The 15,599-nt window shown below is 48.0% G+C and carries 15 protein-coding genes; 13 read left to right on the top strand and 2 right to left on the bottom strand.

Annotated features, from left to right (window positions below):
- Positions 1–413: 413 nt before the first annotated feature.
- Entirely contained in the window at positions 414–1,148 is a 735-nt protein-coding gene (locus AC1S52_RS02530) for a flagellar assembly protein H (RefSeq protein ID WP_482027469.1), read from the bottom strand.
- Between the two features lie 222 nt (positions 1,149–1,370).
- Between AC1S52_RS02530 and AC1S52_RS02525 the strand changes: the two genes are divergently transcribed.
- The 8 genes from AC1S52_RS02525 (at position 1,371) to AC1S52_RS02490 (ending at position 9,249) form a co-directional block, all read left to right on the top strand.
- Positions 1,371–2,276, top strand: a complete 906-nt coding sequence (locus tag AC1S52_RS02525; RefSeq protein ID WP_482027468.1) for a hypothetical protein — start codon at positions 1,371–1,373, stop codon at positions 2,274–2,276.
- Positions 2,273–3,343, top strand: a complete 1,071-nt coding sequence (locus tag AC1S52_RS02520; protein ID WP_482027467.1) for a glycosyltransferase — start codon at positions 2,273–2,275, stop codon at positions 3,341–3,343. The genes AC1S52_RS02525 and AC1S52_RS02520 overlap by 4 nt, the downstream gene beginning before the upstream one ends.
- A gap of 147 nt (positions 3,344–3,490) precedes the next feature.
- Complete coding sequence (locus tag AC1S52_RS02515) at positions 3,491–4,231, top strand: FkbM family methyltransferase (protein ID WP_482027466.1); 741 nt, start codon at positions 3,491–3,493, stop codon at positions 4,229–4,231.
- A 12-nt stretch (positions 4,232–4,243) separates the two neighbouring features.
- Positions 4,244–5,293: a glycosyltransferase family 2 protein gene (locus tag AC1S52_RS02510; RefSeq protein ID WP_482027465.1), complete on the top strand. Its 1,050-nt coding sequence runs from the start codon at positions 4,244–4,246 to the stop codon at positions 5,291–5,293.
- Positions 5,294–5,322: 29 nt separating this feature from the next.
- Positions 5,323–6,372, top strand: a complete 1,050-nt coding sequence (locus AC1S52_RS02505) for a glycosyltransferase family A protein (RefSeq protein WP_482027464.1) — start codon at positions 5,323–5,325, stop codon at positions 6,370–6,372.
- A 24-nt stretch (positions 6,373–6,396) separates the two neighbouring features.
- Positions 6,397–7,356 (top strand): glycosyltransferase, encoded by a 960-nt coding sequence (locus AC1S52_RS02500; protein ID WP_482027463.1) that lies wholly within the window; start codon positions 6,397–6,399, stop codon positions 7,354–7,356.
- A 24-nt stretch (positions 7,357–7,380) separates the two neighbouring features.
- Positions 7,381–8,325: a glycosyltransferase family 2 protein gene (locus tag AC1S52_RS02495; protein WP_482027462.1), complete on the top strand. Its 945-nt coding sequence runs from the start codon at positions 7,381–7,383 to the stop codon at positions 8,323–8,325.
- 12 nt (positions 8,326–8,337) lie between these two features.
- Complete coding sequence (locus AC1S52_RS02490) at positions 8,338–9,249, top strand: glycosyltransferase family 2 protein (protein WP_482027461.1); 912 nt, start codon at positions 8,338–8,340, stop codon at positions 9,247–9,249.
- Here the strand turns inward: AC1S52_RS02490 and AC1S52_RS02485 are convergent.
- On the bottom strand, positions 9,201–10,307 hold the full coding sequence (locus AC1S52_RS02485) for an Rpn family recombination-promoting nuclease/putative transposase (RefSeq protein ID WP_482027460.1): 1,107 nt from the start codon (positions 10,305–10,307) through the stop codon (positions 9,201–9,203). The genes AC1S52_RS02490 and AC1S52_RS02485 overlap by 49 nt on opposite strands.
- 414 nt (positions 10,308–10,721) lie before the next feature.
- Between AC1S52_RS02485 and AC1S52_RS02480 the strand changes: the two genes are divergently transcribed.
- The 5 genes from AC1S52_RS02480 (at position 10,722) to AC1S52_RS02460 (ending at position 15,588) form a co-directional block, all read left to right on the top strand.
- On the top strand, positions 10,722–10,865 hold the full coding sequence (locus tag AC1S52_RS02480) for a hypothetical protein (RefSeq protein WP_482027459.1): 144 nt from the start codon (positions 10,722–10,724) through the stop codon (positions 10,863–10,865).
- Between the two features lie 136 nt (positions 10,866–11,001).
- A complete protein-coding gene (locus AC1S52_RS02475) occupies positions 11,002–11,871 on the top strand; it encodes a glycosyltransferase family 2 protein (protein WP_482027458.1) in 870 nt (289 codons plus the stop codon).
- 102 nt (positions 11,872–11,973) lie between these two features.
- Entirely contained in the window at positions 11,974–13,197 is a 1,224-nt protein-coding gene (locus AC1S52_RS02470) for a glycosyltransferase family 4 protein (protein ID WP_482027457.1), read from the top strand.
- Complete coding sequence (locus tag AC1S52_RS02465) at positions 13,197–14,300, top strand: glycosyltransferase family 4 protein (protein ID WP_482027456.1); 1,104 nt, start codon at positions 13,197–13,199, stop codon at positions 14,298–14,300. Before AC1S52_RS02470 ends, AC1S52_RS02465 begins: the two co-directional genes overlap by 1 nt.
- A 37-nt stretch (positions 14,301–14,337) precedes the next feature.
- Entirely contained in the window at positions 14,338–15,588 is a 1,251-nt protein-coding gene (locus AC1S52_RS02460; protein ID WP_482027455.1) for a glycosyltransferase family 4 protein, read from the top strand.
- The last annotated feature ends 11 nt before the right edge of the window (positions 15,589–15,599 follow it).

Below are 15,599 nucleotides of genomic sequence, written 5' to 3'. Positions count from 1 at the left end.
CGGAGGGCGACCTGATGGCAAGTTTATCTCAGGCTTACCTGGAATGGGAGCAGAAGACTAGTGGACTGTCAAGGTTGAAATGATGGGTAAAGTCGTTTGAGTTTAACCCGTGCATCTTGAGTGGTAAATCGCCAATCTATTGTTAGCACTTGGGTATTTCTGCGCTGCTACCAATCCAAATTTTCTTGTTGCAAAGAGGCTTGGTCAGGAAAGCGAACGTCAATACAATGAATGGCTATAAAACTTAATTCAGTGTTTTCGCCCGTCATTGTCTATACCGTCGCATTCCTGACCAAGCCTCTGTGCACCAAGAAACTTTGGGTTGGGAGCAGCGCAGAAATACCCATTTGCGAACAATAGTTTGGCGATTTACCACTGAAGATGCACGGGTTAAACTCAAACGACTTTACCCATCATTTCAACCTTGACAGTCCACTAGTCTTCTGCTCCCATTCCAGGTAAGCCTGAGATAAACTTGCCATCAGGTCGCCCTCCGTTGTGTCAATGACATCGCTGAGTTCCAGCGTAACTCGCCAGTTTACCAATAATTGTAGAACTCGATCCCGTCTTGGGTCATCCTTTGGCAGCGCAATCACGTCAGCAATCGCCTGTTGTTGGGTGGCATTCCGTCCCAGAATGCGGAGCCATAAGGTTTCCTCCAACTGGGGCAACTGATCAATCGCAACTACGGCAGTCTTCAACCCTTCTGGCAGGAAGTACACGCCTGGTAGCCAGTCTGGTCGAAGTTGCCCACTAAACTCAGCCCTCACAGGTTGAGTCACGGTCGCTGCCAGAATCCATAGCCGGGGCAAGTTCTGTTCACTCTGGGTAGCTCCGCTCTGTTCGGTTTTGCGTCGCTGGTCTTCCTGAATCCAGAGTAATTTCAGCAAACAGCTTCGGATGTCTTGCCGGGTGGGGGCATTGCGAAAGGGTTCTAGCAAACACGGTGTCATGACGATGCGACTGAGTAAGCCCAGGTCAAGCGGGGGGTCTATCGCGACCGATGTGGGGGTAAACCAGACATCGACAAACTTGGATTCCCCCGGCACTTCCAGGTTTCGTTGGACGGTGCCTAATGGTTCTAGAAAGCCTTCCAAGTATTGTTTTGCCAGTTGGTCGAACCGGATGCGAGTCATGGGCAGAGACATCCAGATAATATCTGGTCATCCTACCATTGCAAGGGCTGACAGTAGTTTGGTGAGGATGGGGAATCGATCATTTTCTAGTATTTGTCCTGAAACAGGTAGGCAACACCAGAAAAGAGGAACAGGTTTTGTCTTCAAACACAAGGTCTGAACGATCAGGCATATTAGCCGATTCTCTATTTTTCAGTGAGCGATCGCCCAAGCAACCCATCAAGGATTAGCACCATGTCTCTTGGCTCTCTGGTCCTGAAAGTTCGACAGAAATACCAGCATGGGTTTAGTACTGCTTATTACCGGGATACGGTGAGGCAGCGTATCTTACATACTCGACCGATCGCACACACTAGCGATCGCACCTGTGAAATTCATGTCCTGACCTATGAAAAAGACTGGCTGAATCTGATCTGGGCATTGAAGACTTTTTATCACTACTCGGGTCGTCGCTATGCGCTCTGTATTCATGATGACGGTACGCTTACAGATGACCATCGAGCCACGCTACGACATCACTTTCCCGATGCCCGGCTCATTGACCGAGGCAGTGCCGATCGCTGTGTTTTAGAGACACTGCAATCCTATCCCCGCTGTCTGGAGTTTCGCCAAACGAATCATCTGTCACCAAAGGTGTTTGATTTTCGGGAGTATCTGGAGAGCGATCGCATGTTGTTGCTTGACAGTGATGTTTTGTTCTATCAAGAACCATCGGTGTTATTGAATCGTATTGAAGATTCTACCTATTGTTTCAATACGGTGAATGGGGATGTTGCCAGTGCTTACACGGTACAACCGGAAGTGGTCAAGACTCAATTAGGATTTGAAGTGATTGATCGGTTTAATTCTGGTTTGGGGTTGATTCACAAACCATCCATGCGCCTGGATTGGATCGAGGAGTTTCTGGGATTGCCAGATATCCTGGGACATTTCTGGCGAATCGAGCAGACGCTTTATGCCCTGTTTAGTTCCCGTTATGGGGCAGAGTTATTACCAGCGGAATATGACGTACATCTTGAAGGAGGCATTAATGGCGCTCCCTGCCGTCACTATGTTGGTAAGATTCGTCAGTTAATGTATAGCGAGGGCATTCAACATCTGGTGCAAAACGGTTTTTTGCAGGAGTTAGGACAGGTATGAATGTCCTGATGATGCCGGATTACCGGGTTGATAATCCCTATCAAACTCTGCTGGCAAATGCATTGCAGGCAGAAGGGGTAATAGTTTATTTTCCCCAGGGCTATAAGCGAGTGTTGCCGCTCTGGCGGGCAATTCGGCAGCAGCCAGGGGCGATCGCGGTGTTGCATTTGCACTGGTCTAATCCCTATCTCAAGGGGAGTGACTGGCTGACCCGACTGGTTTATGCCATCAAGTTTTTGCTGGATATCCTGATGGTTCGCCTGAGCGGTGTAAGAGTGGTGTGGACAGTCCACAATCGGATTTCCCACGAAACGCGCTTTCCTCGCCTGGAACGATGGACACAACGGATGTTAACTCGCCTGGTCGATCGCCTGATTGTTCACCACCCGTCTGCTTTGGATGAATTGGTGCAATGCTATGAGCTTGCCCCTTCCAGGATTGCTGTGATTCCCCACGGGCACTATCGCGGTGCTTATGGGGCGGCGATCGACCCGGTGGAGGCACGTAGGGCGCTGAATTTGCCTGTGATGGGGCGGTTGTACCTGCACCTGGGGATGTTGCGCCCTTATAAGGGGATTGAGCGATTGCTACAGGTCTGGCAAGAACAAAAGTCTGCTCTGAAGGGAAATACGCTGGTGATTGCTGGAAAGCCCCTGGATGAGGACTATGGGCAGTCATTAGTCAGGCAGGCGGAGGCGATCGCAAATGTTGTGCTGCATTCTGGGTTTGTGGAGAGCGATCGGATTCCTCTCTATTTCAGTGCAGCCGATGTGGTGGTGTTGCCGTTCAAATCCATTCTGACTTCTGGCAGTCTGATTCTAGCAATGTCCTACGGTAAGCCGGTCATTGCACCCCGGACAGACACCATTGTTGAAACGCTGGGGGCAGCAGACTGGTTGCTGTATGACCCACAGGATGAAGAGGGTTTGCTGTATGCGTTGAAGGAAAGTACTCAGGTTGATTTGGGTGCATTGAGCCAGTTGGTTACGCAGGAGTGCGATCGGCTGGATTGGGGGGCGATCGGACAAAAAACCTTTGAGCTTTATCGATCTGTCATTCCTCAATAGGGAAATTCATGTGCAGCGCTCTCTTATTACTCAGGCTGCTCTTATACAATTTCTCATTCAACGCCATTATGCTTATTTCCAACTACAACACCACTCTTCTTCGTCGAAAAATTCTGGAGCAGTTCACCAAACAATAGGAGATGAGTGATGTATCTTAAGGTCAAACACTTGATTGAAGATTTAACTGGCTTTACTATTTATCGCAAAAATACTCCTTGGGGTGTTAACCTCTATAACGACATCTCGCGATTAGTTCCTGGTTGGTCGCCACAAGTCATCTTTGATGTTGGAGCAAATATTGGTCAGACGGCTCTAGATTTTCATAGGGAATGGTCCAATGCAAAAATCTTCAGCTTTGAGCCGGTGAAAGATACATTCACCAGTCTAGTAGAAACCTTAAAAACTTTGCCTAATACTGAAGCTTTCAACCTGGCTTTGGGTGCCGAGTCTCAAGAAGCCACAATTAAAGTATTTTGGGATTCTCGACTTGCAACTTTAGATCACTATGTTTCTATTAACCCCGATATTGGAGATAAAGCCTTAGATACTGCAACTACTAAATATGAGCCAGTAAAAATAGCCACTATTGATGAATTTTGTACTTTACACTCCATTAATAAAATCAATCTCTTAAAAATTGATACCGAGGGATATGACCTGGAAGTTCTCAAGGGTGCAACTGCTTTGCTGGAAAGTAACAAAATTGATTTAATTCTTGTTGAAGTATCTGCCAACACATTTCCCGGCAAAATATCAATTTCTGAAATATCTCTGTTCTTAAAAGACTATGGAATCAATTGTGTCGGTATTTACAACCAAGCATTTTGGCTCCAAAAACATCTTTACTACGGAAATGCACTTTTTGTTAGAAAATCGCTTCTTTCTTAAACTTCACTCTCTATGAAACAGCCCAAAATCACCCTTTTGACCTGTACTCACAACGGTGGAGAAACCATCCAACAGGTTCTAGAGACTATAGCAAACCAAAATGATGTTTCAAAGGAAGTATTTGAAGTTTTGGTTATCGACAACGCCTCTAGTGATCGCACATCTAAAATTGCGACTGATACCATAAAATACCTGGATTTGAATGGGCGAGTTTTACTGGAGCCTCGTCTCGGAAAAATCAATGCATTTCTGAAAGGGGTTTCTGAAGCAAAAGGCGAACTAATCAGTATTATTGATGATGACAATTTAATCGAACCTGGATTTATTCGTTACACAATTGAGATTTTTGAGCAATATCCAAACGTTGGGATAGTTGGTTCTAAAAACCAAATTTTTACAGATCAACCCCTCCCAATCTGGTTTACATGGATAAGTGGACGGTATGGCTGCTCTCAACCAATATTAAGTGGTATTGACAAGCAAGAGATAAAGGGCAAAGTTATTGCTAAAGATGGCATTATTGCCGGTGCTGGTTCAACCTTCCGAGCCAAACCCCTACTGAACTGTTTGGATAAAGGGTATAGTTTTTTCAACGATACCCAGCGTGGAAAAAAGATGAAAGTAACTGGTGAAGATACTGAACTCTGCTGGTTAATGCGAAGCCTTGGTTATCATTTCGCTTATGATTCTCGAATTCAAATCCGCCATGCAATTAAGCCAGAACGCTTGAATCTTGAACACTTTAAAGTTCTCTGCAAAACAATTGGTGCAGGTTGCCTTGGTGTAGACCCTTTCATATTCACCCACAAACATGATGGTGAGCAATGGTTTCTTCAATGGACATGGCAATGGCAGTTGCTATCAAAGCTAAAGCGATATATTCGCTTTGTGTTTTTTCCTGAAAACTTAGGGAATTCTGACGAGGAAAGGAAGTTTAGAAATTGGGTTGCAAAAGTAGAGTGTATGGGAGCAATTCAACGAATACTTTCTGAGCGTGGTAATTATACTAAGCACATTCGTCAAGTTGCTACTGGGAAGTGGACTGAGCTTCGAGTTCGTTGAAATTCAAGAAGTAGCGCTATTTTTAGCTTATGCAACAGCCTAAACTTACCCTTCTAACCTGCACCCATAATGGATCGAGTACCATGCCGCAAGTTTTAGAAGCCATTGCATATCAAAAGTATATTTCTAAAGGACTTTATGAAATCTTGATTGTTGATAATGCTTCTACAGATAATACCTTTGAAATTGCACTGAATGAATTACAAAGATTAGGGTTGGATGGACGGGTGTTACGAGAACCCAAGTTAGGCAAAATCAATGCTTTTTTGAAGGGTGTTTATGAGGCTAGAGGGGAACTGATCAGCATTATTGATGACGATAACTATATAGAATCTGAGTTTATTTATCATACTCTTGAAGTATTCAATCGTTATCCAGAAGTTGGTATGGTTGGTTCAACTAATCAAATTTACACTGATCAACCTGTTCCAGCATGGTTTAAGTGGGCAAAAGCAAGCTATGGTTGTTCTCAACCGTGGTTTCCAGAAATTGAGAAAGAAGACTCAGACGGTGTTGTCGTAGGACATGGTGGAATTGTTGCTGGAGCTGGATCAACCTTTTGTGTAAAGCCACTTCTGAAGTGTTTAGAAAAAGGATATGAATTTTTCAACGACACTCAGCGGGGAAGTAAAATGCGCGTAACAGGTGAAGATACCGAACTTTGTTGGTTATTGCATTGTCTCGGCTATCAATTTGCCTACAGCCCATATATAAAAGTTCGCCATGCAATCAAAGCAGATCGCCTGAATCTTGAACATTGTAAAATTCTTTGTAAAACAATTGGGGCAGGTTTTGTTGGTATTGATCCCTTTATATTTACTTACAAATACAGAGGCGACCGATGGCATATCCAGTGGACATGGCAGTGGCAACTTGCTGCGAAGTTAAAATGTTATATGAAATTTATTTTTTTTCCCAGAAACTTAGGAAGTTCTCATGATGAGTGCCAGTTCAACAACTGGAGAGACAGAGTAGAGTGCATGGGTGCGGTTCAACGCATTTTTCTTGAGCGCAGTAACTATACCAATCACATTCGCCAGGTTGCCTCCGGAGAATGGACTGAGTTACGAGTTCGTTAAATCAAAGTTTGAGAGCCATCACCCATGCATCAAACACCCACTGTCAGTATTCTCATCCCCTGCTACAACACCGATCGCTGGATTGCCCAGGCAATTGAAAGCGCCCTCAGTCAGACCTACCCTCACATAGAAGTGATAGTCGTTGATGATGGCTCTACCGACAACAGCCTGGAAGTGATTAAACAATATAGCGACAAAATTCACTGGGAAACCGGACCCAATCGGGGTGGTAATGCCACAAGGAACCGTTTACTGCAACTCAGTACCAGCGAATGGATTCAATACCTCGATGCCGATGATTACCTCCTACCCGATAAAGTTGCCAACCAAATCCAATTTCTGACCCAAAATCCCGATGCAGAGGTGATCTATAGCCCCCACATCACTGAAGAACTGGGCGAAAACGGCCTATTTCATACCCCACCCGCCATCACCGATCGCCCCCTTCCCCACGATCTGTGGTTGCTGGCGATCCAATGGCAATTACCCCAAACAGGCGGTCTCCTCCTCCGCAGACAGGCACTCATCGATATCAACGGTTGGCGCACAGACCTGAAACACTGCCAGGACTATGACCTCTATGTGCGCCTTTTGAAAGCAAACAAACGCTTTGCTTACTTCAACCAGGCAGGAGCCATCTACCGCTGGTGGTGCAGTGGCACCGTCACCCACAGAAATATTCGGGAAATTTACCGCGATCGCCTGGGCATTCAGGATGCGATCGAAACTCATTTATCTGCCATCGGGCAACTGTCCCCGATTAGAAAAGATGCCCTCAACCAGGCGCGCTTTGAATATGCCCGCCGAATCTACCTGTGGGATAAACCATTGGCAACTCAAGTCGCTGCAACCGTCAAACGCCAAAATCCCAGCTTCATGCCATCGAATCAGGTCGCCCCTGGCTTTTACCGCACCCTCTATCAGGCGATCGGCTTTGCCGGAGCAGAGTACGTTGCAGAAGTAAAACGGAAAGTCTGGAAATAATTACGCCTTTGGCAACCTGTGGCTATGAAGTGCGAAGTCAGAATCCCCACCTACAAGCGTCCCGATCTATTAAAACGTGCCATCAGCAGCCTGATTAATCAGGACTATCCCCACTGGCAGGGGATCGTGATGGATGATTCCCCAACCCAGGAAGCCAAATCTGTAGTTGAATCCTTTGCTGACGATCGCCTCCTCTACAGTCCCAACCCTACCAATCTGGGCAGCGCAGGCAATCTGGATCGCGCTTTCACCACCCATAGCCTGCTGGGAGGCACCTACGCCTGTGTATTAGAAGATGACAACTGGCTGTTGCCCACCTTCCTGTCAGAAAATATTGCCTGCCTGCAAACAAGCCACAACAGGCTACTCCTGCGGAATCAAGCGATCTGGCTCCAAACCCAATCAACCTCCCAACCAACTGACCGAACCACCCGCGGAGATTGGTTCACCGCCAAAACCTATAGGCCCTTAGAACTTCATGCCCATCTCTTCTTCTTTGAAGGCATTTCCAATGGCGGACTATTTTGGGAAACTTCTATTCAATCCCAACTTCAAGTAGGACCCAGCGTAACCGATGCTGGATTGCAGGAATACTGCCGCACCTTACAAATTCAAGACCCCTTACAGTTTGAGCCAAAACCCCTCTGCTGCTGGTCAGAAATGCCGATAAACCTTTCCCTGCGGAATCCTGCCACCAATCGTGTATTTGGGAGAGGTACCCAGGCAATCAGAATGAACTTAATCCAAACCTGCGATCGCAACATTATCAAACAAGCCAAAATGATTGCTCATAATCTGGATAAGGTCTACAACTTTGAATTGTCCTTAGTGGACGCTTTATATACAAGTTATGAATTTAATGTCATCAGCAAAGCACAGATATTGAAGCAGTATTGCAAATCCTATGCCAAATACCAACTCATCCAGAATCCACTTAAAGAATACCTGCCCACCAAATTTGTTGCCTGACCCCCGACCCCAATGCCTTTTTTTTCAACCATTATTCCCGTTTACAATCGAGCTAATTTGATTGCCGCCACCCTGGAGTCGGTTTTGAACCAGACTTTTGCTGACTACGAGGTGATTGTGGTGGATGATGGCTCAACGGATCACACACTGGATGTTTTGCAGCAGTTTGGCGATCGCATCACCGTCTTACAGCAACCCAACCAGGGACCCGGTGCCGCCCGCAATTCAGGCATCCACCAGGCAAAGGGAACCTACATCACCTTTCTCGACAGCGACGATCTCTGGTTTCCCTGGACACTGGCGACTTACAAACGGGCGATCGTCCAGTACCACTTACCCTGCTTCATCACAGGAGCCACCATCGAATTTCAGGATCAGCCTGAATCCCTGAACATTCAACCAGAACCCTTACAGGCGCAACCCTTCAAAGACTACTACGCTGCTTGGAGCCAACCCCTTCAGCTTTTACCTGGAAATGTTGCAATTCGGGCTGATGCTTTACAGGAAGCAGGCGGTTTCACCCCACAGTGGATCAACGGGGAAGACTCTGATCTGTGGCTGAAATTGGGCACAGCAGACGGATTTGTCTCCATTCAATCCCCACCCGTCCTTGCCTACCGCCGCCACGGGGCTACCGCTATTTCTAACCTCGCAAAATCCGTTGAAGGAATGGATTACCTGATTCAGCAAGAGACCGCAGGACACTATCCAGGAACCCACCCCCGCCAGCGAGAGCGACTTGAACTGCTAACCCGCCATATTCGCCCGGTTAGTCTGGAATGCCTTCGACGTGGTTGGTTGCGCGAAAGCTGGCAACTCTACCAGGCAACCCTGCCATGGCATCTTTACCTGGGACGAATACGGTACCTGGCAGGCTACTGGTTGCTTGCAGGTTCTTTGTTCTGGCGCAAACTGGCTAAATAAAGTTCTAAATCAGCCAGATTAGTAAAGTCTAATAGCGCCTCACCCAATGACTCCAGTTGGGGCAGAGAAAGGTGATCAATTTGTAATCTCACCCCATGAGGCAATTCTCCTACCCGACGGGTAAGTAACCGCAGAACTAGCGATCGGGCTTCTTGCAGGGAACCCTGTTCAAGTCCCTGTTCAAGTCCTTGCTCAAGCCCCTGCTCAAGCCCCTGCTCAAGTCCCTGCTCAAGTCCCTGCTCAAGTCCCTGCTCAAGCCCCTGCTCAAGCCCCTGTTGAAGACCTTTCTTGAGTCCCTCCTGAAAGCCAATCCTCTCCACACTGCTGATATAGGGCATTCGGCGTTCCTCCTCGTAGACCTTTAACTCCCGCCAAAACTCTTGATCTAGTTCTTCTGGTAAAATCATAACCCAGTCTATAAAGCGGAACAGGTTCAAAATCTCCTGACGCTCAAAGCCTTTCTCGTAGAGTTGCCGAATTAAGCTCAATTTCCAGGCTTTGCGTTGCTGCGATTTCCGTCGCGTTTCCTGTGCCTTTAAGTGTGCCATCACAACCACTGCAAATGGATTACGGCTTTGTTCCAGATCCGCCCAATGCTCACGATAATCCAGCAGCTTAACTGCACTAAATCGAAAGATTAGCTCTGTATCAAAATGGCTAAAGTGATACTGATTTGGTCGCCATTTGGTATTGCTATCACAGAGGACAGCCAGACTTGCTGCATGGCTATGGAATCGGTCAAAGATTCGCAGATGATAGACCAGCATTCGCTCTGGGAAATGGGTTTCTGGTTTAGCCTGGATCTCAATATGAACGAGCAACCATAGCTCCTGTCCCCGCTTCAGCCAGACTTTGACCAATTGATCCGCGTAGCGTTTCCCAATTTTTGCCTCCGGTGCAATTTGCTGAAATTCTTTGTCGAGGAACTCATAGGGACGGTTCCAATCAACCTGATCGGCTGTTTGGGGAAAGAAAAAGGCGATCGCTTCCCTGAAATACTGACGCAGGATTTCTTTCCAGGGCGAGTCCTGATCGGATTGGGGTATCGATACTGGCATTAAATAGCCCTGCAAGAATAGTTCAATCGTACTGCAAAATCTATGGTAGTAGATAGGCTTTTACCAATCTCCTTTCAATCTCTCCGGACAGAACCGACTGGTTCAAGAACACCTAATTAGGAATAGGAATTAAATAAGATGGAATTTGCAATTTTCCCTCACTCCGCCTCCGGCACCCCTCTCGCTAGGGCTACGGTGTATACAGATCTCGGCTTCGTTTGAAACTGGCTCTGGGGGACTTCCCCCCAGTCCCCCGCCGCTTGGGGTCCTAACTCCCCCAAACCCCCCGAAAGTGTCTAGCGTTGGGGCTTCAAGTCTAGCGTGACGAGAATCGGTCAAAAATGCCTCAAACTTCAAAAACCAACCGCTCCCCTTGCCACCCGTATGCCCTTGCTTGAAGCCCCAATGGAATGAATGTTGCCATTGACGACGAGATCGCATCGTTTTGGAGGGGGTGCGGGGGACGCAACCGTCACCCGCTACGGGGGGTTTGGGGGGCTGCCCCCCAAGCAGGATTCTGCTACCCACTGTCAATGCTGCGATCGCCTGTCGATTTAACTTTGGGGACTTATGTATACACGGTAGCCCTAAGGAGAGGGGACGGGGGTGAGGGCTGAAACCGGCACTTTATCCAATCCACAATCCTTAGCTTTGAGTCGGCACTGTCGCTTAAAAAACCGCTAGACAAACCATAATGACAAACCACCCTCTAGCAGAACTGGTTTCGATTGGAATTACCACTAAAAATCGCTGGCACGACCTCAAAACCACACTGACTCAAATTGGGAAATCTGGTTTGGGAATGCTCCCCATTTGGATTATGGATGATGGTTCCGATGAAGATTGCCCGTTTAATCTTGCTAGTTTTCTTTTTCCAATCGAACTGCAACGGTTCCCGACATCCAAAGGTCTGATTGTCCGGCGCAATCAATTAGCTAAGGCAATTAAAACGAAATACTATCTCAGCCTTGATGATGATTCCTTTCCAGTATCGGGTTCTTTGCAAGCCGCCGTCGAGTTTGCAGAGTCGCACACTGATCTTTTGTGCCTTGCCTTTCCAATCTATAACCCGGTGTTAGGGGAATATCAAAGTCAGTCACAACAAAAAACTCCCTATCAAGTTCGTTCATTCATTGGTTGTGGTCATCTCATCCACCGGGCTAATTTTTTACGCCTTAACGGTTACCGGGAAGAACTGATTCACCAGGGCGAAGAAATGGAACTGGCTGCCAGGGCGTTTCAACAGGGCTTATACTGCTATCACTTTCCCGATTTTGAAATTCACCACATTGCTTCCAATGCAGGGCGAAACTGGCATCGCATGGACTTCTATGGTGCTCGTAATAATGTGTTGTGGAATGATTGGTTTGTTCCCATACGGCTAAAGTACCTGAAACAGAGCCGCACCCTGTTTTCTCGATTGCTACTCTCTTTAAAAGTAGGTCGCATTGGGCAACTAGAAGGAGAACTCGCCGGGTTTAGAGCGATCGCACAATATCAACACTACCGGGCAACCATGTCTCCTGAAAGCTTTCGCCACTGGCAAAGCCTGCCTCAATTCTAGGGGTTCACTCCTTTGAATTTTTGATGGAAAAGTTTAACCCATCCGGATGCATTGTCCTGGTTACGAATAAGGAATTGGGTTCTGCAAATACTAGAAATAGGCATGGAAGGTTTTTCGACCTGGATCTGCTGCCAACTTGGGGCGAGAGAGCATTATGCCATTCCCCGTGCTTTATATCAGGCAAATCAATTAGCCTATTTGATTACAGATACGTGGGTATCGCCGCAGTCGCCATTGAACCGGCTGCCAGGAAAGGTCTCTGCTTCCCTAAAAGGGCGGTTTCACCCTGATTTAGCGGAGGCTCCTGTTCGGGCATTTAATTCATCCCTATTACCATTTGAGCTTACGCATAAATTAAAAAAAACGTCCGGTTGGGATCGGATGATTGCCCGTAACGATTGGTTTCAGCGGCAAGCTTTGGTATATCTGAAGGCGATCGCTCCCCACCGGAGTCCATCCACCATCCTGTTTTCCTACAGCTACACGGCACTGCATCTGTTTCGCTTTGCCAAAGCACAGGGTTGGCAAACCGTTCTGGGACAAATCGATCCGGGTCCCCTGGAAGAAAAGCTGGTTGCAGAGGAACAGGCAAACCATCCCACCCTGGAACCGGGCTGGCAGCCTGTACCACAAAGTTATTGGACAACCTGGCAGCAGGAATGTGATCTGGCAGATGCGATCGTGGTTAATTCCCATTGGTCAAACCAATTGCTAGAGCAAACAGGTACCGACCCGGACAAAATTCGCGTGGTGCCCCTGGTGTATGAACCACCGGCAGAGGCAACCGCCTTCACCCGCTTCTATCCGCCCAAATTTACTCAGGAGCGTCCGTTACGAGTTTTATTTTTAGGAATTGTGACCCTGCGCAAAGGAGTTGCTGCGTTATTAGAAGCCGTTAGCTTATTGCAGGGAAAGCCAGTGGAGTTCTGGATGGTCGGGTCTCAACAAATTAGTATTCCTGCCCAGTATCAGAACCATCCCCAAATTCGCTGGATCGGACAGGTGCCCCGCAATGAAACAGCTCGCTACTACCAAGAGGCGGATGTGTTTCTGTTTCCTACGCTTTCCGATGGATTTGGGCTGACCCAACTGGAAGCACAAGCCTGGAAATTACCCGTTATCGCCTCCCAATTTTGTGGAAAAGTGGTCACAGAACAGGTGAATGGAAGGGTGTTACCAGAAGTGACGGGAAGGGCGATCGCGGCCATCATTCAATCCTGTTTAGAGAACCCCAAACAACTCTCAAATTTTGCCCAGAGTTCAATCCAACTTAGCCAATTCAGCTTGTCATCATTAGCCAACCAGCTTCTATATCCTGTGGCGTAATGGAACCTACTACCCAGTTTCGTGTTACCTTCTACTCGATTGCGCCCTCCCCCTACCAGCGGGATCTGTTCTATGCGCTTTCCCAATGCCCCGAAATCCACCTTACAGTCAATTATCTGGAGTCCACCCCTCCCGATTCACCCTGGGGCATGAAACCCTTACAACTCTACGAAACTATCCTGCCAGGGGCTTACCTCTCCTGGGGGCTGGCTCGGTTTCATCTCAACTGGCACCTGCCCAACCTCAACCAAACGGATATTGTGGTGTTGAATGGCTACCAGAATTTAACCGCCCAAATTATCCTCCACAGGATTACCAAACGAATCCCTTGTATTTTCTGGGGGGAAAAGATGGTTGGTTCCTCTCAGGGGGTAAAAGGACGATTGCAGCAGGCATTTGCCCAGGGGTTACACCAGTGTGGGGCGATCGCGGCGATCGGCTCCAGAGCTGTGGAAGATTACCAACAACGCTTTCCCAATAAACCTATTTTCAACATTCCCTACTACTGCGATCTGTCCCCCTTCAGCATCGATATTCCCCCCCGTCCACGGGAACCGATCACAATTCTGTTGTGTGGGCAGATGATCGCCCGCAAGGGAATCGATCTATTGCTAAATGCCTTTAATCGATTAATTCAATCGGGCTACACTGCTCGTTTATTGCTGGTTGGGCGGGAGGCAGAACTGCCCCAAATGCTGGAACCCCTTTCTCCCAAAACGAAGCAACAGATTGAATATGCTGGATTTCAGGAACCAGAACATTTACCCCACTTCTTTCGCCAGGCAGATCTATTTGTGCTGCCCAGTCGATATGACGGTTGGGGCGTGGTGGTCAATCAAGCTTTGGGAGCGGGTTTACCCATCATTTGTTCCGATGCGGTGGGTGCTGCGCCAGATTTGGTAGAACCAGGGGTGAACGGATTGATTTTCCAGAATGGCGATGCCGATGGAATCTGGCAGGCACTCACCCATTACCTGCAACATCCTGAACGGATTCGAGCCGCCAGTCAGGCATCTTTACAGAAAGCAGCCGCCTGGTCTCCGGAAGTCGGGGCAAAACGCTGGCTTGAAGTTTTTGAAAAGTTTACGGATAAGGGCAAATAGTTCAGAAATAGGGTTTAGAGTTATCGCCGAAACCCCCATGCCCTCCCGCCGCCTGCGAGTCCTGTTCCTGGCATTCTACTTTCCTAAACCAGATAATCCCCTGATGGGCACCTGGGCACTGTCTCAGGCACAGGCGCTTGCCCGCCAGGATATTGATTTACTGGTCGCGTCTTTCACCGCCTGGGTACCTGCCAGTTTTGCTCTCACTCCTGGCGCGAAGGCTTATGCCCACTGTCCCCAACAATATACCTGGTCAGGATTGGTAAATACCCGTTACCCCCGCTGGCTGTATTACCCGGTGAATCCCTTCAAGCGGTGGGCATATACCCATCCTGTTCCTTATCTCAAACTGGCGTGGTGGTCAGCCAGACAGGAACTATGTAAGCTAATCGAAGAATTTCAACCGGATGTGATCTTTTGCCACCACAGTTTGCCCAATGGATGGCTTGTGGCGCAACTTCCGCCTCGTTTCCGTCGTCCCTTTCTGACCCTGGATCACGACTTTAATGAGATTGCAGATTGCCACACCTACCCCGATCGCAAAGTAGCTTATCAAACGGTTGTAGACGGTGCCTGGGCAATGCTGGCGGTTGCCAACCGAATGGAGCAGGATATCCAGCAGTTATTTCCGCAGGCGCATGTTTTGACGCATCACAACGGAATTGATCCATTTCCTCCATCCCTATTGGATAACCCGCGTCCCCCAAGCTTAAACCACAAAAAAATTATTCTGACTTGTGCGTTATTTGCTGAACGTAAAGGGATTCCTCTCTTGATTGAGGCGTTCTATCAAATCGCATCCGCCCATCCCGATGCTGTTTTGCGAATTATTGGCTCTGGTGCTGATGCAGAGAAGGTTCAAAGTATGGTTGAGCGGTTGAACCTGGGCGATCGCATCCAACTGCTGGGTAAAAAGCCCCACGCTGAAGTGCTGCAAGAAATGGTGTGGGCAGACTGTTTTGCCCTGGTGGGTTGGGATGAACCGTTCGCGACAGTCTATCTGGAAGCAATGGCGGCGGGGCTGCCCATCATCTGCTGTAGCGATGGCGGCATCAATGATGTGATTCAGCCTGGGGTTCACGGCTTCACCGTCCCGCCTAAAAATATTGGGGCTACGGCGGCTGCCCTGGATCGAATGTTAACGGATGATACCAGGCGGACTGAAATGGGAGTTCGTGCCAACCAGTTAATCCATCAAAAATTGACCTGGGAGGCAAAGGCAAAGGAACTATTGGATTTACTTGAGCAAGCGGTTTCAGGGCAACCGCAATATGCGGCGATCGTTTAATTCGTTTGAGA

The organism is Kovacikia sp. CALU 1929 (assembly GCF_056784235.1).
Note: the sequence above shows the minus strand (reverse complement) of the source record. Positions and strands in the feature narration are given on the sequence as shown.